Source organism: uncultured Altibacter sp., from assembly GCF_963972995.1.
In the GTDB taxonomy this organism is placed as follows: Bacteria; Bacteroidota; Bacteroidia; order Flavobacteriales; family Flavobacteriaceae; genus Altibacter.
Genome location: NZ_CAXAXI010000022.1, coordinates 16046 through 36582 on the forward strand (window position 1 = coordinate 16046; position 20537 = coordinate 36582).

Genomic DNA, 20537 nt, shown 5'->3' on the forward strand with positions numbered 1-20537 from the left:
ATCATGGCAGAAGAAACTAAAAATAGATACAGTGACGCTGAATTAGCGGAATTCAAGAAATTAATTCAAGAGAAGATCGAAAAAGCTAAAGAACAGCTTGAGTTGATCAAAAGTTCATATAAGAACGACAGCAACAACGGAACAGACGACACCTCGCCAACATTCAAAGCATTTGATGAAGGAAGCGAAGTAATGAGCAAAGAGGCAAATTCACAATTGGCGATCCGTCAGGAAAAATTTATTAGAGACCTTAAAAATGCATTGGTACGTATCGAGAACAAGACCTATGGGATTTGTCGTGTCACAGGGAAATTGATCAACCCGGACCGTCTTAGATTGGTGCCGCATGCTACCTTAAGCATTGAAGCCAAGAACATGCAAAAATAAGTGTATAACAGCAACTAAATAACAAGCCCTGTACATTGTCGGGGCTTTTTTTATGATTCGAACTGTCCTATATATAATCCTTTTTTCGTGTGCCGCAAGTACTTTGACAGCGCAAAAGATACTTGAAAAGGAATGGGCTGCGACAGGAATGCACAGCGTGATTTTACAGAGCGATGTGCTCTATAACGTGCAGATCTTTTCTGAAGAAGTAAATACCATTAGCTTACTCACCACGATCGAAGGAGAAACCTTCGAAAATGTTTTGATCGAAGCCACAGAAAAAGCCGGGGTTTTGCATCTATCTTTGGGATATTCGCCATTTTTCATCCCTGAAAATGATAAACTGGCCGCTCATAAGGTGTTGGGAATTGAAATGGTACTTAGGGTGCCCAAAGATTTCAGCGTCTCAGTGCAATCGGCTTTGGCATCGGTAATGGCCAAAGGAACATTTACTCATTTGGAGGTTGCGCTAGCGCAAGGTGATTGTGAGGTGTTTCAGTTTTTGGGGAATGCAACACTCCAAACCTTGACCGGAGCGATTATGGTCTATGCCAAGCAGGGTGTTTCAGGTATAGCTACTTCGCAAACGGGGGAGGTCCTTAACGTACTTCCGGCGAACGGAGATTATAAGATCCATGCCGAAAGTCGTACCGGTACGATTCAACTGCTACAAACCAAATAATATTACTATTTTTGTGCACTTTGACCGTCCAATTGAAAACGGTCCTTGGACATAAATAAAACCTGCAATGTCTTTAAAAAAAGCTACCATCATCATTTTATTGGTCCTGTTAATAGACCAAATATCGAAAGTCTACATTAAAACTCACTTTGTACTAGGAGATGAAATTAAGGTGTTCGATTGGTTTCGAATTCTTTTTGTTGAGAATGAAGGGATGGCGTGGGGAGCTAAGATCCCCGGCACCTACGGAAAACTGTTCCTTACCCTTTTTAGATTGGTAGCCATTGTAGGTATTGGATATTGGTTATGGGATTCTGTTCGAAAGCATGCATCACGTATACTCATTGTTTCTGTTTCGTTGATCTTTGCAGGTGCCTTCGGAAACATTATCGATTCGGTCTTTTATGGGATCATCTTTAGCGATAGCCACCATCAAGTTGCTTCTTTCATGCCCGAAGCAGGAGGCTACGGTACCCTGTTTCATGGGAAGGTGGTCGATATGCTGTATTTCCCGCTTTGGAAAGGATATTTACCGGAATGGATCCCTTTTTGGGGTGGGGATTATTTTACCTTCTTCGAACCGGTATTCAACATCGCCGACTCCAGCATTAGCATTGGGGTTGCACTGCTCATTATTTTCAACAAACGTGCTTTTCCCGCTAAAAAAGAGACAGAAGAATCCATTAAGGAATAAAGGAATTCGCAAGGGCTACTACAGCCTATTGAGCAAAGCGAATGGTAAATGTAGTACCAATATTTACGGCACTTTCCACATCAATGACACCTTGCAGAGCCTCTACTTGATTTTTGGTGATAAAAAGGCCAACTCCCGCACCGTTCTCTTTGAAATGAAACGTCTCATAGATTTGAAATAATCGATCTCCAAAACGTTCGAGGTCAATTCCCAGGCCGTTGTCCTTTACCATAAGGTTAGTATGACCTTGTTCGTCCTTATAGGTGCATATATCGATCACCGGTTTTCGGTTAGGGTGTTTGAACTTTATGGCATTGGTAATAAGATTGTGGAAGATACTCTCCATATAGGCCGGTATATAAGGAATTTCAGGCACTTCCGAAAAATCTGAGAAAATCTCCGTTTCCGAAGTAAAGATGGTGTTTTGTATAGCGTGCATGACGCGCAAAAGTGTTTCCCGAAAGGACACCACTTTCTTATCATCTCCCGCTTTAACCTGAATGGCAACAATTTCGTTAAGGTGACGAATGGTAGTTGTTATATTTTCTGAAATTTCATTCAAATTTTGTTTCAGCTCCTTTTCTTCCTCTACAGATTCGGCCGTGGCCAACAATTCAGCGGTTAACTGAAGATTACTTGCATGCGATCGCAAATTGTGCGACACCGTGTTAGCAAAATTGAATAAACGTGTGTTTTGGGATTCGATCACCTTCAATGAATTTTTCAGATCCAGTTCTTTTTCCTTTGCTTCGGAAATATCCTGAAAGACTCCGCGAAACCCAATAACTCCATTTCGATCATTGAATACAGCCTTGCCAATCGCTCGAGCCCAAAATTCTTTTCTATCGTAAGTAAGCATCTTCACCGTACCTTTGTACGATTTTCCGGTTGCAGCGCCTTGAAATGCTTTCAGTACAGCCTCTCTATGGTCCTCAGCAAAGAAATCCAGTGCTCCGTTAAGGGATGCTTTGTAGTCTGAAGGAGTACGCAGAATGCGTCGTGCTTCGGGGTCGAGAAAACTGGTTTTTTCCTGAAAGTCAACACTAAAACCGCCTGCCGCTGTTAATTGTGCGATTTCTTTATAATAGAAATCGTCAACAGGGGGCGTTGGTTTGGGGGTATTCTGGGTATCTTTAATGAGAATTTTACTTCTCTTTTGAGCCAAAAAATTCATTAATTAGTTAGATTTCAAAGGCGAAATATAACAATATTTTTATTACATGTAAGTAAAATCTTTCAAAATTCCTACAATCTCCTACAAATCGTTCATTCGCTTATATTTCTAAAAATCCAAAAAAACAGCACACATCCTATATAGATATATAAGAATATCTTATTGTAAAACAAGGAAATACGTCGTTCTGTGCTGAAAAGGTAGTTATAAACTTTGTTATAGATGCCGTACATCAATAGCGGTAAAGAGAGCACAAGCAATGGGTTCAAGCTAAAAGCAGCTGCAATATGTCCGTGCAGCAGGTGATGGATGGCTCGCTGTGAACCACATCCCGGGCATAGGAATCCGGTGAGGTGATGAAAGGGACAGGGCAAAAAGAAAGCATGTTCAGACGGATCGAAGGTATGGTATACCCACAATAGTCCTGCCAGTAGCACAATCAACAATGCTACCTTATATAGTTTTATAGGATGCAAAGAGGACACCTCCATAGATCGAAGAAAATAAGTTATAAGAATTCAGCTGCAAACACATTCCCCATGTTTATTCCGGAGAACACTTTAAAGGAACGGTTCGGGTTTTTACAAAGCGACGGCTTATTTTCAGCTAAAGATACTAGGTTTTACCAAAAGAATAGACATGGTGTGGCGTCACACAATAATGAAGGGGTACATCCATAGACTCTGAAACGATATCAGCTTCGGGCTCAAAGAATGAAAGACCTACAAAAATGGTTTGAGGAGCACATTGAGCTAAGAATCTATCATAAAACCCTTTTCCGTATCCTATTCGGTGACCTTGCCTGTCAAAAGCCAAAAGCGGTACGAATACCACCTCTATTTGTTGAGGCAGGAGTTCGATCCCTTCGGTGGGTTCCGGGATTCCGTAACGGGAAATGCGCAGTGGGGTATTTTCCTGTAAAAGAAAATGCTTCATATCCCCCGAACTAAAATCAGATTTGGAGACGATCACACTTTTGTCCCTTCCTTGAATAATGTGTAACAAGTATTCAGTGTTCACTTCCTTCTTTTCAGTAATAGACAGAAAAAGATGGAAATAATTCTTCTCCCAAACAGGAAGGGTAAGACAATTATTTGCGATGGCAATGCTTAGAGTTTCAATTTCTTCGGAAGCAAGCGCCTCGCGCCGCAATCGATACCTGTGTCGAAGCTCTTCTTTGCTCATTCGTGATCCATTTCTTCCGGAGGTGTTGTCGCCGAATCTATTGTAGAAATATGAAAGATCGCATCTCCTTGATGTACAATGGGTGCGTGGTTCACGTTAATTATATAGCCTTCATTGGGCGCCCGAACCTTAAACCGCTTGGTGCCGTACGGATCTGTGATCGTGGCTAGAAACTCATCCTTTTGGACCAATTTATTGCATTCGATCTTCACGTGAAGTAATCCGCTTTTTTGGGCACGGATCCATTTGCTTTTTTCTATAAGAACGGTTTCTGAAGTCACTTCCGGAACGGCATGCTTCGGATTAAGCATGTCCATATGATTTAGAAATCTCAGGACCCCTTCAACGCCCTGTCGTACGATATGCTTGTTGCTGTCTAATGATTTTCCGCCTTCAAAGAGTAGAATAGGGATGTTCATTTTTGCACAGGTCGTTCTGAAGGATTTGTCAATATTAGCAGAAAGTACGGTAAAAGGAGCATTAAAGACCTTTGCAAGTTGCATTAATTGTTCGTCTTGGGGTCGCACGCGCACTTGTGGCGCATTGAATCTACTGGCGCCTCCTGTGTGAAAATCGAGACAGTAATCAATATGCGGAAGGATCTTTTTGGTTAGTTGGTACGCGACACGACTTGCTAAAGAACCTGTTTTCGTTCCCGGAAAAACCCTGTTTAAGTCACGACCGTCCGGAAAGGCACGATCTGCATTGAGAAAACCAAAAATATTGAGAATAGGGATACAAATGATTGTTCCGCGCTTTGGGCGATTCATTTTTTTCGCAATGATCTGTCGTACGATCTCTACGCCGTTGATCTCGTCACCATGAATACCCGCCGTTAATAAGACCACCGGACCCGGAACTTTAGCGCGTTCAATGATAATAGGGATTTCTACCTTGGTGGCCGTGTATAATTTGGCAATACTGAAATCGATCGTCTTACTTTCACCCAAACCAATGGTGTGACCAAGAATACTAAGTTCGTTGTTGCCCTTTGTAGTCATAATTATACGTGTCGTTCAATATACTTTATGATAGTAGTCGCTATGTCCTTTCCGGTGGCTCTCTCGATACCCTCTAACCCTGGAGATGAATTTACTTCCAAAATTAGCGGACCACGATCGCTTTGAAGCATATCCACACCAGCGATGCCCAATCCTAGTGCTTTTGCAGCTTTTAAAGCTGCGATCTCTTCTTCGTCACTTAGTTCAATAACCGTTGCCTGTCCGCCGCGATGTAAATTGGATCGAAATTCGCCTTCCTTCCCTTGGCGTTTCATCGCGCCAACTACTTGTCCATCGACAATAAACGCACGAATATCGGCTCCTCCGGCTTCTTTAATAAATTCTTGTACAATGACGCGCGCTTGTAGATTATTGAATGCTTCGATCACCGATTCGGCTGCCTTACGGGTTTCGGCGAGGATCACGCCGATTCCCTGTGTTCCCTCCAATAATTTGATAATGACAGGAGCACCGCCGGCTTGTTCCACGATCTCTTTCACATTTTTGGAATAATTGGTAAAGACTGTTTTTGGAAGTCCCAAACCGGCACGCGAAAGTATTTGTAAACTTCTAAGTTTGTCGCGGGATCGCACCAATGCCTGTGATTCGGTAGTGGTAAAAACACGCTTCATTTCAAACTGGCGCACCACTGCGGTTCCGTAAAAGGTGACAGAAGCACCAATGCGAGGGATCACCGCATCGGTATGATCTAGCTTTTTGCCATTGTAGATGATAAATGGATTCTTTTTCTCAATGACAATATCACATTTGGTATGATTGATAATATCGACATCGTGCTTGCGCTTTTTTGCCGCTTCAACAAGTCGTTGGGTGGAATACAAATGTGGATTTGCAGATAATATCTTAATGTTCATTTTTCACTTTTAATTTATAGGAAAGATTGGTGTTGTTGATATCCACCACAAATCGTTTCGTTAAAAATTTTCTACCTAACAAGACCGGATATCGCATCTCTTCCCGATCGCTCAAGGTAAGAAAAATAGGGTATGTCTTTCCAAACAAAGTTATATCGGTTAAAATTCGGTACCGCGCCTGAGACTGCCCATTACTGCTCTTTACTACTTTCACGTCGTATTGATCGAAAATAAATTCTTTCTCATGATAGGCCGGATGCTCTTCATCGAGAAACACACATTTCAAATAATTGTCCTCAACCACCATATTTTTACAGTGGATCGTGGACGTATAGGCTCCGGTATCGATTTTCACTTCTATGTCAAACAGATTGAGTGAGGGAAAATCTGCTTTGTCAATTCTGCCAATTTTTCGTTTCAAAAGGTACTTTGTTAAATAAGTGGCAAGATACTAAATTGCACTTCCAATTATTAATAGCGGCACGACTTCTTCAGAAACAATCCTAAAAAATTACCGCTTATTTCGCTCGATATAGCCAATGATGCTTTTTGAGATGTTCTTTCCGGTAGTGGTTTCAATGCCTTCCAAGCCGGGTGTGGAATTGACCTCCAAGACCAAAGGACCTCTCTCAGATTGAAGAATATCGACACCGCACACACCTAAGCGCAGCGCTTTAGCCGCTCGTAAGGCCAGATGTTCTTCGTCGTTCGTTAACTTGATCACTTCCGAAGAACCCCCACGATGTAAATTGGATCTGAAATCCCCTTCCTTGCACTGGCGTTTCATACTGGCGACCACAACACCATCCACCACAATAGCCCTTACATCGGCACCTTTGGACTCGGCAATGAATTCCTGTAACAAAAATTTTACCCCGGTAGTATGCAAGGTCTCAATGGTCGCTAAGGCAGCATGTGCGTTCTCGGCAAGGATCACGCCATTGCCATGCGTACCTTCCAGTAGTTTTATAATAATAGGTTTGTTCTCAAAACAGCTAAGTTGCGATTCAAAATGTATGGAATTCACCAATACCGTCTTAGGCACAGCGACACCTGCTTTGGAAAGAATCTGAAAACTCGTCCATTTGTCACGGGATTGTACAATGGATTCGGCAGTTACCACAGTAAAGATTCCCATCGCCTCAAATTGACGCACTAAGGAACTGCCATAATACGTATTTGATGCCCCTATGCGCGGGATCACGGCATGGAGATCGTCTATAGGTTCTTCATCGTATAAGAGCATTGCTTTTCCTTCTTCTACCGATAACTGGAAGAAGTCGGGGTCGAGTACTTCCATACTGTGATTTCTCGCTTCACCTGCGCGAATAAGACTTTTGGTGGAATAGAGGTTGCTCCCCCGGGATAGGATTGCTATGTTCATGTACACTGTTTAGCAGGTGCAATTTAACAAAAAAACGATGTGAAAATGCAGGGAGTCTGTGTCATGATTAGGTTTAACCCACATTTAACATTAATTACAACTATCGTCTTATTAAAAAAGTAAAATAGCCCCTATCTTTGAGCTATGGCCCAGGTATCCGTTCCGTTACAAATTTCCACGCTCCCGGAGTCTCCCGGAGTTTATCAGTATTACGACAAGGATGAAAAACTGTTGTATGTAGGAAAGGCGAAAAACCTGAAGAAAAGGGTCAATTCTTATTTTACTAAGCAACACGATAATGCCCGAACGCGACTACTGGTTAAAAAGATAAAGAACATTAAGCACATTGTTGTTGCCACCGAAACTGATGCCTTACTTCTGGAGAATAACCTCATTAAGAAATATCAGCCAAGGTACAATGTAATGCTCAAGGACGACAAATCCTATCCGTGGATCTGTATAAAGAACGAACGGTTTCCTCGAGTATTTCCCACCCGTCGTTTGATCAAAGACGGCTCCGAGTATTTTGGACCCTATACGAGTATGAAAACGGTGCACACCCTTTTGGACCTTATAAAAGGATTGTATCCTTTACGTACCTGTACTTATGACCTTTCTGAAGAAAAGATTCGTGCCGGGAAATACAAGGTATGTCTCGAGTATCATCTAGGTAATTGCTTGGGTCCCTGTGAAGGATTCCTTTCTGAAGACGTGTATAATGAAAATATTGAGGCGATTCGAAACATCGTCAAGGGTAATTTTAAGGATTCACTTACCCGATTTAAAAGACAAATGCGAACCTATGCGGAAGCATTAAAATTTGAAGAAGCACAGCGCGTAAAGGAGAAGATCGATATTTTGGAGAACTACCAGGCAAAATCCACGGTCGTCAACCCCAAGATCAATAATGTAGATGTTTTCTCTATTGTTTCAGACGAGAGCTACGGCTATGTTAACTTCTTACAGCTATCGTTTGGCGCCATCATTCGCTCCCATACCTTGGAGATCAAAAAACGACTGGACGAAACCGATGAAGCATTATTGCAACTGGCAGTAATAGAACTAAGACAACGCTTTCATTCACAATCCAAAGAGATCTACGTGCCCTTTAAGATCACAGTAGAAGAAGGGGTAAAAGTTCATATTCCCAAAGCAGGTGATAAAAAGCATATCTTGGATCTTTCTGTCCGAAATGCCAAATACTATCGAATGGAACGATTTAAACAAGCGAAGATCGTTGATCCCGACCGGCATGAGAAACGCATTATGGCACAAATGAAAAAGGACCTTCGACTATTGGAAGAGCCACGTCATATTGAATGTTTTGATAACAGCAATATTCAAGGTTCCCATCCCGTGGCAGCTTGTGTGGTATTCAAAAATGGAAAACCCAGTAAGAAAGAATACCGTAAATTTAATATAAAAACGGTAGAGGGCCCGGATGATTTTGCATCTATGGAAGAAGTAGTGTACAGGCGATACAAACGAATGCTCGATGAGGAGCAACCTTTACCGCAATTGATCATCATAGATGGAGGCAAGGGACAGTTGTCGTCGGCCTTAAAGAGTTTGGATGCGTTGGGATTGCGAGGAAAGATCGCAATCATAGGTATTGCGAAGCGATTGGAAGAATTGTTCTACCCGGACGACCCCATCCCATTGTACCTCGATAAGAAATCGGAGACGCTCAAGATCATTCAACAATTGCGAAATGAAGCACACCGTTTCGGTATTTCCTTTCATAGAGATAAGCGCAGTAAGGAAGCTTTGAACACAACGCTGGAAGGCATTCCGGGGATCGGGGAAAAGACAGTAGTGGAACTTTTTCAAAAGTTCAAAAGCACAAAACGTATTGCCTCGGCCAGTTTTGATGATCTGGCAGCAGTAGTAGGAGCAAGCCGAGCCAAAAAGATAATTACTCATTTTCAAACGAAGTCATGAAACAACTCATTCTTATCGTGTGTATCCTCTTCTCAGGATGGGTTGTAGCGCAGGAAAAAGCTTCCGAAGACCTTAAAGTAGGTCTGGTATTAAGTGGCGGCGGCGCAAAGGGCTTGGCTCATATTGGAGCCTTGAAAGTGATCGAAGAGGCAGGCGTGCGTATCGACTATATTGGCGGTACGAGTATGGGAGCCATTATCGGGTCCTTGTATGCTTCAGGATATAGTGCGGCACAATTGGATTCTATCTTCAACAACACCGATTTCGATAAACTGATCCAAGATGAGATTCCGCGTAGCGCAAAAACCTTTTACGAGAAGGACGAAGCCGAAAAATACGCATTGACACTTCCTTTCGATAAATTTCAGGTCTCCTTCCCCAGTGCACTTTCCAAAGGACAAAATGTCTACAATTTGCTCTCTAAATTAACAGCACACGTAAGTACTGTAGAAGATTTTAACAAATTGCCCATTCCCTTCTTTTGTGTCGCAACGAATGTTGAGACAGGAAAAGAAGTGATCCTAAATAAGGGTTATTTACCCCGTGCGATCACAGCCAGTGGGGCCTTGCCATCACTTTTCAGTCCGGTTGAGATCGATGGGGTACTTATGGTGGATGGCGGTGTAGTTAATAATTATCCAGTGGATGAAGTGCGTGCCATGGGGGCCGATATCGTGATTGGAGTAGACGTTCAAGACAGCCTTCGAAGCAGGGATAAGCTTAAATCGGCTTTTGATGTGCTGGTTCAAATCAACAACTACCGCACCATTAACGACATGGTAAAAAAACGTAAGCGTACCGATATTTACATTCATCCCAAGATTGATGAGTTCACAGTCGTGGCGTTTAACCAAGGCGATAGTATTGTTCGTGCCGGAGAGCGGGAAGCCCAATTTTTTAAGCAGGAATTACTGGACATTGCTGCGCGTCAAAAAGGCAACCTTCGAAAACCCGTAAATTTTGTTACAAGCGATTCGCTATTCATCAAGAATGTAGTGATTGAAGGTCTTGAAAAGTATACGCGAAGCTATGTTTTGGGAAAACTGAAGCTTTTTACTCCCGGGAAGACATCTTACAAACGGTTTAACGAAGGGATCAACAACCTGTCTGCAACCCGAAACTTCCAAGATATCAATTATCGTCTTGAAGAAGACAAAAACGGTGAAACAAGTGTCCTTCTCAATCTGCGTGAGAGTGAATCTAATACGCTGCTCCGATTGGGAGCCCACTACGACGACCTGTTTAGAACGGCAGCCCTTATCAATGTAACAAGAAAGCGATTGTTTACCAATAATGATATTGTTTCCTTCGACTTTATTGTTGGGGACAACATTCGATATAATTTTGACTATTATATCGATAAGGGTTATTACTGGAGCATTGGACTAAACTCGAGGTTTAGTTTTTTCGATAAAGATGTGCCTATCGACTTTATCATTAATGAATCCATTTCTCCAACCGACACACAACTCAATCAAATCTCATTAAAATATGGGGACGTGACCAATCAACTTTACGTAGAAACACTCTTTAGAAGAACTTTTCTTTTAGGGATGGGCGTAGAGCATAAATGGCTGCGCTACCTTTCCGAGACCATCGGGATCGACGATGACAACAATCCAAGGACTATTTTCGAGAACACCAACTATTTTAGCACCTATGGGTATTTAAAATATGACACCTTCGACAACAGCTATTTCCCCAACGAGGGGCTCTTTTTCAAGGGAGACTTTCACCTTTATTTGTTTGCGGAAGGTATGAACACCAATTTCGATCAATTTTCCATCTCGAAAGCAAAAATGGCCTATGCTACTTCGTTTACGCCTAAACTTTCTTTAATTGTCTCTACCGAAGGCGGATTTAAAATTGGCGGCTCGACCACAAATTCATTAGATTTTTTTGTAGGGGGATACGGTTACAAGAATTTGAATAACCTTATACCCTTTTACGGCTATGAAGCATTAAGCCTTCGAGGCGACACTTATTTGAAGTCAAATCTTACCATAGATTATGAGCTCTTCAGAAAAAATCACATAAATCTTTCTGGAAATATCGCAAATGTGGGTGACCGCCTCTTTACCACGGGACAGTGGATCGATGGAGTAGATTATAGCGGGATTGCTTTGGGATACGGACTGGAAACTTTCTTGGGTCCCATAGAAGTAAAATATGCCTATTCACCGGAGGTGGACGAAAGCAATTGGTACGTGAGCGTGGGATTCAGGTTTTAATAAAACCTTAGACCGAAACCATCATATTTTTTCCGATATTTGTGTAGTAAATCAACACAATATGCCTTTTTATCACAGCTTGGGAAAGATACCGCCCAAACGACATACTCAATTTCGAAAACCGGATGGATCGCTCTATGCGGAACAGCTCTTTGGGACCATTGGGTTTGACGGGATGTACAGCAACCTCTATCACGAGCAACGCCCAACCCAAGTAAAAGAAATTAAAGATCAATACAGCATTGCGCCCAAGGTAGCGAAGCCGAATAACATACAGTCCTATCGTTTTCGGGGCTTTCAAGTCCCGCCGGAAAACGATTATCTAAAAAGCAGAAAGGTAATCCTCACCAACAGCGACTGCAACATCATTTTGGCTGCTCCTAAACAATCACAAACCGACTATTTCTACAAGAATACAGATGCCGACGAACTAATCTTTGTGCACAAAGGAACCGGAACCTTGCGCACGCACATGGGAAATCTGAAGTTCAAGTACGGCGATTATCTCCTTGTGCCTCGAGGTATCATCTATAAAATGGAGTTTGACAGTGAGGACAATCGTTTGTTCATTGTAGAATCGTACCGTCCCATCTACACCCCAAAACGCTATCGCAACTGGTTTGGACAATTATTAGAACACGCCCCCTTTTGTGAGCGGGATATTAGAAAGCCGGAAGTGCTGGAGACCAATAATGAAAATGGTGACTTCCTAATAAAGGTCAAGAAACAGAACGAGATCATCGAAATGGTGTACGCAAGCCATCCCTTTGATGTAGTAGGATACGACGGCTACAATTACCCGTACGCCTTTTCTATCCACGATTTTGAACCAATTACAGGACGCATTCATCAACCTCCGCCGGTGCATCAAACCTTCGAGACCGATGCCTTTGTGGTATGTAGTTTCGTGCCGCGTTTGTACGATTACCATCCGTTGAGCATTCCGGCACCCTATAACCACAGCAATATAGACAGTGACGAGGTATTGTACTATGTAGATGGTGATTTTATGAGCCGTAACGATGTAGCCGCAGGACACATCTCCTTGCATCCCGCAGGAATTCCCCATGGACCGCATCCCGGAGCCACCGAGCGAAGCATCGGAAAAACAAAAACAGACGAATTGGCCGTCATGGTCGATACGTTCAAACCGCTAAAGGTTACCGAAGAAGCTTTAAAGATAGCCGATGATTCGTATTATCAATCATGGCTCGAAGAATAATTAGAAGGAGCTCTTTCCCGCTTTCCGCTGTATCTCCCAAACAAGTTGGGAGGATGCCGCTTCAATCGGGGCTAAAAGAATAAAAAATATAGTATCAAATAAAAGAAACACGAATTCAAGAAAAAACACAAGAATTTCAGAAAATGACCATGGGTTTTCAAAATAAACTATAACGTCTTTTTTCCAACTTCTTGAATCTAAAAATTAAGATAATGGGTAAAGAAATAAAATCAGTAGACTACGGATTGGAAAAAATCTTTGAAGGGGCAGAGGATTTTCTGCCGCTCTTAGGAACCGATTATGTCGAATTCTATGTAGGTAACGCCAAACAATCGGCACATTATTATAAGACCGCTTTCGGCTTTCAATCGTATGCATATAAAGGCTTAGAGACCGGATCCAAAGACAGCGTGAGTTACGTGCTGAAACAGGACAAGATACGGTTGGTTCTTACAACGCCGCTAAACAGCAGTTCACCTATCAATGACCATATCGTAAAACACGGTGACGGGGTCAAGGTGATCGCACTTTGGGTGGACGATGCCAGAAATGCTTACCAAGAGACCACGAAACGAGGGGCGAAGAGTTATATGGAACCTACTGTAGAGAAAGATGAACATGGCGAAGTAGTACGCGCAGGGATCTATACCTATGGCGAGACCGTACACATGTTCGTGGAACGAAAGAATTACAACGGGACCTTTTTGCCGGGATTCAGAGCGTGGAAAAGCGAATATAACCCCTCACCAACAGGGCTAAAATATATCGATCACATGGTAGGCAATGTAGGTTGGGGCCAGATGAATACTTGGGTGAAATGGTATGAAGAAGTGATGGGATTCGTGAATTTCTTATCCTTCGACGACAAACAGATACACACCGAATATTCGGCGCTTATGAGTAAAGTGATGAGCAATGGGAACGGGCGTATAAAATTTCCAATCAACGAACCGGCAAAAGGAGCTAAGCGATCCCAGATCGAAGAGTATTTGGACTTCTATGAAGGTGCGGGTGTACAACATTTAGCTGTCGCAACCGACGATATCATTAAAACGGTTGCCCAATTAAAGGAGAGAGGGGTAGAATTTTTACCGCCACCGCCACAGGCTTATTACGATGATATTCCAAGACGTTTGGGAGCACACATGGATGTCATGAAGGAAGATCTAAAAGAACTTCAAAAACTTTCCATATTGGTAGACGCCGATGAGGAAGGTTATCTCTTGCAGATCTTTACAAAACCGGTGGAGGATAGGCCTACTTTATTCTTTGAGATCATTCAACGTATGGGAGCCAAGGGATTTGGGGCAGGTAATTTTAAAGCCTTATTTGAGTCTATAGAACGAGAGCAAGCACAGCGAGGAACGCTATAACAAAGTGTAACAATAATAAAATCCCATCGTCTAGTAAGGTGGGGTTTTCCAATTTGGAACAGATGTTGTATATGCTGTAAAGAACGTAAGAACCCAAATCTATGAAAAAGCTACTTATATTACTACTCCTTTGTACTTTGGGGACCGGTGTTGCACAAAACAAAGCGTATGAAGACGGGGAATGGTTCAAGTTTCGGGTGCATTATGGTTTTGTTACAGCAGGCTATGCTACTTTGGGTGTCGATAATGCTTTCCTGAACGGGAAAGAGGTGTATCATATAAAGGGAGAAGGTCGCACCATAGGGATGTCTAAGTGGTTCTTTCCGGTAGAGGATTATTACCAATCCTATGTGGATAAGAAAAAAGACATCCCATACCGTTTTATTAGAAAGATTGATGAAGGAGGCCATACGAAGGATATTCAGATCGACTTCAATCACGATACCAACAAGGCGCTGGTTTATAATAAAAAGCACAATGAAAAGGACTTGGTTTCTTTTCCGAAGAACGCACAAGACATGGTATCTTCGTTCTACTACTTGCGCAATAATTTGGATGTACGCAATTTGAAGGAAGGTGACACCGTAGATATGGACATGTTTTTTGACAAAGAGAATTACAAGTTTCGACTAAAATTCTTGGGAAGAGAAACCTTAAAAACTACCTTTGGAAAAGTGCAGTGTCTCATCTTTCGACCTTACGTGCAGGCCGGAAGAGTTTTTAAGGAGAAGGAGAGTTTGACGGTTTGGGTAAGTGACGATGAAAACAAAATGCCAATGCTTATTAAGGCAGATCTAGCCGTAGGCTCATTGAAAGCAACATTAATTCAATTTAAGGGACTGAAACATCCGTTTAAAATTATTGCAGATTAATCTATGAAGATAACCCCCGAGACCCAAAAATTACTGGAACAACTCGATACCAAGTACAATGCAATAGGTCAAGATTTAGACACGCATTTAGAGGGGCTGTTGTATGGAAAACCCATGACCTATTGGGATTACATCCAAACCGATGCCCTGTTAAATTTACAAACACAACGCACTACCTTGCCCGATGAAATGGTATTTATCATGTATCATCAAATCAACGAACTTTTGTTCAAGATGATCCTTTGGGAGATCGGTCAAGTGGCCCATACCAAAAAGATCACGGCTTCATTCTTTTCGACCAAGTTGATGCGTATTAGTCGATATTTTGATATGCTCACCTCCTCTTTCACCATTATGGGAGAAGGAATGGAAGTGGAACAGTACATGAAGTTTCGAACTACGTTGACTCCGGCCAGTGGTTTTCAGAGTGCACAATACCGAAAGATCGAATTTGCATCCACAGACCTCATCAATTTGATCGATGCTCGCTTTAGAGATACGATAGACCGCAACACACCCTTCGAACATGCACTAGAACACCTCTATTGGCAGGCAGCGGGAAAAGACTATAAGACCGGAAAAAAATCGTACTTACTAAAAGCTTTTGAAGAAAAGTATAAAAACGAATTTATAACCTTTGCAGAAGAATATAATACTATAAATTTGTACGCAAAGTTTAAAGAGCTCCCTCAAGAAGTAAAAGAGGACCCAAAATTAAGGAATGCAATGCGTCATTATGACTATACGGTCAACTTTACTTGGGTCATGTCTCATTATAATACCGCCAATAAGTATTTGAACATGAACAACAAAGCAGTAGAGGCAACGGGAGGAAGCGAATGGACAAAATACATGCATCCAAAATATCAGCGACGTATCTTTTTCCCCGAAGTATGGACCGAGCAGGAATTAAAAGATTGGGGAAAGAATGTGTAGCAAAGAAAAAGAATACTTAAATTGAAGAAATTAACATACCTACTTCCCCTTATTTTCGCTTTCATTGGTTGCGAGTCGACCAAAGATGATATCCTCGAAGAAGAACTAATTGAAGAGATCCAGCTAATTGAAGAATACGGCTATACGCTTAACGATTTCAACGTGATACGCGATACCATTCGTCCCGGCGATACTTTTGGCGTGATCCTAGATGCAAATGGAGTGCCCCAGCAAAAGATTTTTGAAGTAGCGAATAAATTTAAAGACAGTTTTGACGTAAGACGTATAGTAGTTGGAAAACCCTACGTACTGCTCAATTCGAAGGATTCCTTAAACAAGACTCAAGTATTCATTTACGAAAAGAACAAGACAGATTTTGCCGTGGTCGATTTTCGTGATTCGGTGAATTGTTACAACGACACCAAACCCATTCGATTCGAAGAACGAGTAGCTTCAGGAATTATCACTAGTTCGCTTTCTGAAACAATGCAGGATCGAAATTTGAGTCCTTATATGACAGACCGTTTGGCAAACATCTTTGCCTGGACAGTTAACTTTTTCCACCTTCAGGAAGGAGACCGATTTAAGGTGGTCTATACCGAAAAATTTATCAATGATACGATTTCAGCAGGGTTGGAAGATATTAAAGCAGCGTATTTCGAACACCGAGGGAAACCCCTGTACGCTTTCAACTATCAAACTGACAGCATCAATAATGTCGCAGACTATTACGATGATAAGGCAGATAACTTACGCCGCGCATTCTTAAAATCACCTATCAAGTTCAATTTTAGGATCTCATCCCGATACAACTTGAACCGGCGCATTAAATACTATGGTTACAAGTTGCGACCTCACAAGGGGACCGATTTTGCAGCGCCTCTGGGAACACCAATTCTAGCCACAGCTGATGGTACGGTAACCAAATCGGAACATCGGGGAGGTAACGGGAATTATGTAAAAATCAAACACAACAGTACCTTCGAGACCCAATATCTGCACATGAAGAAGCGAAATGTTCGCGTGGGAGAATATGTTCGTCAAGGAGATGTGATTGGCTGGATCGGGATGACCGGAAATACCGGAGGCCCACACGTATGCTATCGATTCTGGAAGAATGGCAAGCAAGTAGATCCATTTAAAGAAGATCTTCCTTTCTCCAAACCGCTACCAACAGAATATCACGAAGATTATTTTCAATTCATGAATCCGTTAAAAGACCAATTGGATTGTATTGAATATTGAGCATCATCGCAGATATGTTGATAACCTTGTTATTAATTAAAGGGCTGTTAATTAATATCTTAGCTTTTTCATACTACTTTTAGTTAGCGTTTTATTTATTGTTGATTTCTTAACCTTTTACATGGTGAAAGATGTTTGCTTTTGATATACTTTTGCCGCAAAATTTGTAACCAAAACTAACAAACATGAAAAAACTTCTACTCATCTTTATTTTATTAGGCAGTGTTACTGCTTTTTCTCAAGGGACCGTCTCAGGAACCTTGATCGACAATGAGACCGGCGATGCTTTACCTACGGCTAATATTGTAGAGACCGGAACATTAAATGGAACTGTTTCCGATTTTGATGGAAATTTCACCTTGGAAGTATCCAAAAATCAAGGTTCCATAACGATCTCGTTTGTGGGATATGCACCAAAGAAGGTAAACTATACCTTGACAAACGGTACGGCAAACCTCGGAAACATCACTATCGAACTTGATGCAGATGCGCTGGGCGAGATCGTGATCGTTGGAACAGGAGTTATCGATTTGGCGGACGACCGCAAAACTCCTGTGGCTGTGTCGACCATCACCGCAAGAGAGATCCAATCCAAAGCGACCGGTAACGTTGAATTTACTGAAGCAATGAAAAATACACCTTCGGTGTACGTAGCCAATCAGGCCGGGGGCTTCGGAGATAGCCAAGTATTTCTTCGTGGTTTTGATGATACCAATACGGCCTACCTATTAAATGGTCAACCTATTAACAGCGTGGAAGACGGTCGCATCTTCTGGTCTAACTGGGCCGGGATGGCCGATGTTGCCAATGCCATCCAGATCCAGCGTGGTCTGGGTTCTTCAAAACTCGCCATTTCTTCAGTAGGGGGTACCGTAAACATCATTTCTAAGACTACCGATAAGAAGCAAGGTGGTTTTACACGCTTTTTAGCAGGTAACGACAGTTACTTTAAAGGGACCGCAGCCTACGATACCGGCCTAAATGAAAAAGGCTGGGCATTCTCTTTCCTTTTGGATTACTGGCAGGCCCATAGAAAATTTGCTGAGGGAACAGCAGGACAAGGTCAAAACTATCTGTTCTCGGTAGGGTATAAACCTAACGAGAAACACGCTTTCAACTTTTTGATCACGGGAGCACCACAGTATCACGATCAGAATTTTTCAAAATCACTGGAGGATTATGCCTTATACGGTGAGAAGTACAATGGGAATTCAGGTTTTTTAAATGGAAGCCGTGAAACCTTCCGAAGAAATTATTACCACAAACCTGTACTTAACTTGAACTGGGATTTTGACATCAATGAGAAAACAGACCTTTCAACTGTGTTGTATGCCTCTTGGGGTCGCGGTGGTGGAACCGGAGATCTAGGGCGTGCTTCGACCCCGCGAAATGAGTTTGGACAGGTCGATTTTGATCAATTGGTGGCAAATAACATTGCCAATGCAGAGAATGGTATAGGTGTGAGCAGTGGTTCACGCATTATTAGAGCTTCGGTGAATAACCATAATTGGTATGGAGCGCTTTCTAACCTTAACTATGAGGCGAACGAGAATTGGTCTTTCAATGTAGGGTTTGATGTGCGTTTGTATCATGGTGATCACTTCAGACAAATTCATGACCTGCTGGGATTGAGAGGATACATGGATAACGATCGCGTGTTAACAACAGAGTATGGGGCAGACCCATGGAGCGCCTTGAGCGATTTTGCCCCTGAAGGAGAGCGTGTAGCCTACGACTATTCAGAAGATATCAACTATCAAGGTGTTTTTGGACAAGTTGAATATACTGCAGGTGGGTTCTCTGCTTTTTTCCAAGGTGCCTTCTCAAACCAATCTTTTCAGCGGGAAGGACGCTTTGAGGCATCTCCCGACGGATTAGGAGAATCTGAAAAACTCAACAAGACCGGTTACAATGTTAAAGGAGGTATTGGATATGCCTTCGATGACAACCACTCCATATTTGCCAATGCCGGCTATTATTCTCGTCAGCCGTATTTAGATAATATCTTTGCCGATATCCGAAACAGCAATGCCCTAGCAGAACCGGAAGTGGACAATGAAGCTATAACAGGAATTGAAGGAGGCTATCGCTTTCAAAACGATAACTTTAGGCTGAACCTCGATATTTACAGAACCGAATGGGGAAATCGTTTCTTGGCTACCGGCGGAGTAGACAGCACAGATCCTAACAACCCTATTGGTTTTACCGATCGTTATACCGACGTAACCCAACTACATCAAGGGGTGGAATTTGATTTCGAATATCGTCCCGATGGCGGTGGCTGGAAATTACGTGGTTTTGGTTCTATTGGGAATTGGAAATTTGAAGGATCGACGCCGTTTACTCGTCAAAATGACGATACAGGTGCCTTTATACAGAGTGGAACCTTGGATCTTTCAGGAACGAAGGTGGGTAATGCAGCTCAAACATCGTTTGGAGCAGGAGCCACATGGAATATTACCGATGGTCTAAGCGTAGATGCAGATTATAATATCTACGCAGACCTTTATGGATTCGTGGATCCTTCTGATGTGATCGAAGCGGCACAAGCAGGAATGACCTACCAGCCGGAACGTCTTCGTTCGTATAATTTAGTAGACGCAGGACTTACTTATCGGTTCCTGTTTGGAAGCAATAAGCTTACTTTCCGAGGGAATGTGTACAATCTCTTTAATGAAGTGTACATCAGCCAGCAGGATGCGTTTGGGATTTTCTTCGGAATTGGAAGAACCTATAATGCAAGCTTACGCTACGATTTTTAGCAGAAGAGCGAATAGAATAATTAAGAACCGCTTCTTGAGAAAGAAGCGGTTTTTTTATAAATATGAAGTATCTTTACGATCATCAAAACACAAACAGCATGTATACAACTATACAACTTATTCATTCCTGGTGGGCATACCTCGTCCTTTTTATAGTGCTTATTGCCACCATTAATGCACTCGCAGGATATGCAGGGAATAAGGAATACACTCCCAAGGATTTCAGGATTGCGCTCTTTGCTTTAATAGTGACACACCTTCAATTCTTAATAGGGCTGATCCTGTACTTCGTATCACCTTTAGGCCTTCAGAATATATCGAACAACGGTATGGGTGAGGTTATGAAGAATTCGGAATTCAGACTTTATGCGGTGGAACATCCGCTCATTATGATCATTACTGTAGTGTTGATAACTATAGGTTATTCAAAACATAAAAAGAAATTAGTCTCTAAGCCCAAGTTTAAAATGTTGGCAATTTTCTATACCTTAGGACTTGTATTCATGCTGAGTAGAATCCCTTGGCAGCAATGGTTTAATTAACCGAAAGGAATAGACTTGAGGAAATAAGCTA

19 protein-coding genes are annotated in these 20537 nt (G+C 42.2%); 12 read left to right on the top strand and 7 right to left on the bottom strand.

Annotation, left to right across the window (positions count from 1 at the left end; genetic code table 11):
* Nucleotides 1–3: 3 nt before the first annotated feature.
* The 3 genes from AACZ11_RS09815 to AACZ11_RS09825 all read left to right on the top strand — a co-directional run bounded on the left by AACZ11_RS09815 (nucleotide 4) and on the right by AACZ11_RS09825 (nucleotide 1763).
* The gene (locus AACZ11_RS09815; protein ID WP_034260195.1) at nucleotides 4–387 is read left to right on the top strand and encodes a TraR/DksA C4-type zinc finger protein; all 384 of its coding nucleotides are present in this window, start codon (nucleotides 4–6) and stop codon (nucleotides 385–387) included.
* A 103-nt stretch (nucleotides 388–490) separates the two neighbouring features.
* On the top strand, nucleotides 491–1069 hold the full coding sequence (locus AACZ11_RS09820; RefSeq protein ID WP_290626078.1) for a hypothetical protein: 579 nt from the start codon (nucleotides 491–493) through the stop codon (nucleotides 1067–1069).
* A 67-nt stretch (nucleotides 1070–1136) separates the two neighbouring features.
* Nucleotides 1137–1763, top strand: a complete 627-nt coding sequence (locus AACZ11_RS09825) for a lipoprotein signal peptidase (protein WP_290626080.1) — start codon at nucleotides 1137–1139, stop codon at nucleotides 1761–1763.
* 25 nt (nucleotides 1764–1788) lie between these two features.
* Here AACZ11_RS09825 and AACZ11_RS09830 read toward each other — a convergent pair whose 3' ends face one another.
* The 7 genes from AACZ11_RS09830 to AACZ11_RS09860 form a co-directional block, all read right to left on the bottom strand.
* Nucleotides 1789–2937 (bottom strand): PAS domain-containing sensor histidine kinase, encoded by a 1149-nt coding sequence (locus tag AACZ11_RS09830; protein WP_290626082.1) that lies wholly within the window; start codon nucleotides 2935–2937, stop codon nucleotides 1789–1791.
* Nucleotides 2938–3029: 92 nt separating this feature from the next.
* On the bottom strand, nucleotides 3030–3428 hold the full coding sequence (locus AACZ11_RS09835; RefSeq protein WP_290626084.1) for a DUF2752 domain-containing protein: 399 nt from the start codon (nucleotides 3426–3428) through the stop codon (nucleotides 3030–3032).
* Between the two features lie 124 nt (nucleotides 3429–3552).
* The gene (locus tag AACZ11_RS09840; protein ID WP_290626086.1) at nucleotides 3553–4122 is read right to left on the bottom strand and encodes a 5-formyltetrahydrofolate cyclo-ligase; all 570 of its coding nucleotides are present in this window, start codon (nucleotides 4120–4122) and stop codon (nucleotides 3553–3555) included.
* Entirely contained in the window at nucleotides 4119–5123 is a 1005-nt protein-coding gene (locus AACZ11_RS09845) for a succinylglutamate desuccinylase/aspartoacylase family protein (RefSeq protein ID WP_290626088.1), read from the bottom strand. Before AACZ11_RS09845 ends, AACZ11_RS09840 begins: the two co-directional genes overlap by 4 nt.
* Nucleotides 5124–5125: 2 nt before the next feature.
* Entirely contained in the window at nucleotides 5126–5998 is an 873-nt protein-coding gene (rimK, locus tag AACZ11_RS09850) for a 30S ribosomal protein S6--L-glutamate ligase (protein WP_290626089.1), read from the bottom strand.
* Nucleotides 5988–6419, bottom strand: coding sequence for a RimK/LysX family protein (locus AACZ11_RS09855; RefSeq protein WP_290626091.1), 432 nt, complete (start codon nucleotides 6417–6419; stop codon nucleotides 5988–5990). Before AACZ11_RS09855 ends, rimK begins: the two co-directional genes overlap by 11 nt.
* Before the next feature lie 90 nt (nucleotides 6420–6509).
* Nucleotides 6510–7382 carry a RimK family alpha-L-glutamate ligase gene (locus tag AACZ11_RS09860; protein WP_290626093.1) on the bottom strand — a complete coding sequence of 291 codons (873 nt, stop codon included), beginning with the start codon at nucleotides 7380–7382 and terminating at the stop codon, nucleotides 6510–6512.
* A gap of 144 nt (nucleotides 7383–7526) precedes the next feature.
* Between AACZ11_RS09860 and uvrC the strand changes: the two genes are divergently transcribed.
* The 9 genes from uvrC (at nucleotide 7527) to AACZ11_RS09905 (ending at nucleotide 20506) form a co-directional block, all read left to right on the top strand.
* Entirely contained in the window at nucleotides 7527–9323 is a 1797-nt protein-coding gene (gene uvrC / locus AACZ11_RS09865; protein ID WP_290626095.1) for an excinuclease ABC subunit UvrC, read from the top strand.
* The gene (locus AACZ11_RS09870) at nucleotides 9320–11554 is read left to right on the top strand and encodes a patatin-like phospholipase family protein (protein ID WP_290626097.1); all 2235 of its coding nucleotides are present in this window, start codon (nucleotides 9320–9322) and stop codon (nucleotides 11552–11554) included. The genes uvrC and AACZ11_RS09870 overlap by 4 nt, the downstream gene beginning before the upstream one ends.
* A 61-nt stretch (nucleotides 11555–11615) precedes the next feature.
* Complete coding sequence (locus AACZ11_RS09875) at nucleotides 11616–12776, top strand: homogentisate 1,2-dioxygenase (protein ID WP_290626099.1); 1161 nt, start codon at nucleotides 11616–11618, stop codon at nucleotides 12774–12776.
* Between the two features lie 212 nt (nucleotides 12777–12988).
* Complete coding sequence (gene hppD / locus AACZ11_RS09880; RefSeq protein ID WP_290626101.1) at nucleotides 12989–14149, top strand: 4-hydroxyphenylpyruvate dioxygenase; 1161 nt, start codon at nucleotides 12989–12991, stop codon at nucleotides 14147–14149.
* 101 nt (nucleotides 14150–14250) lie between these two features.
* Entirely contained in the window at nucleotides 14251–15021 is a 771-nt protein-coding gene (locus tag AACZ11_RS09885) for a DUF3108 domain-containing protein (RefSeq protein ID WP_290626103.1), read from the top strand.
* Nucleotides 15022–15024: 3 nt separating this feature from the next.
* Entirely contained in the window at nucleotides 15025–15957 is a 933-nt protein-coding gene (locus AACZ11_RS09890) for a tryptophan 2,3-dioxygenase family protein (protein ID WP_290626105.1), read from the top strand.
* Nucleotides 15958–15978: 21 nt separating this feature from the next.
* Entirely contained in the window at nucleotides 15979–17202 is a 1224-nt protein-coding gene (locus AACZ11_RS09895) for a peptidoglycan DD-metalloendopeptidase family protein (RefSeq protein WP_290626107.1), read from the top strand.
* A 185-nt stretch (nucleotides 17203–17387) separates the two neighbouring features.
* The gene (locus AACZ11_RS09900; protein ID WP_339832320.1) at nucleotides 17388–19964 is read left to right on the top strand and encodes a TonB-dependent receptor; all 2577 of its coding nucleotides are present in this window, start codon (nucleotides 17388–17390) and stop codon (nucleotides 19962–19964) included.
* A 98-nt stretch (nucleotides 19965–20062) separates the two neighbouring features.
* Nucleotides 20063–20506 carry a hypothetical protein gene (locus AACZ11_RS09905; protein ID WP_290626128.1) on the top strand — a complete coding sequence of 148 codons (444 nt, stop codon included), beginning with the start codon at nucleotides 20063–20065 and terminating at the stop codon, nucleotides 20504–20506.
* Nucleotides 20507–20537: the final 31 nt, after the last annotated feature.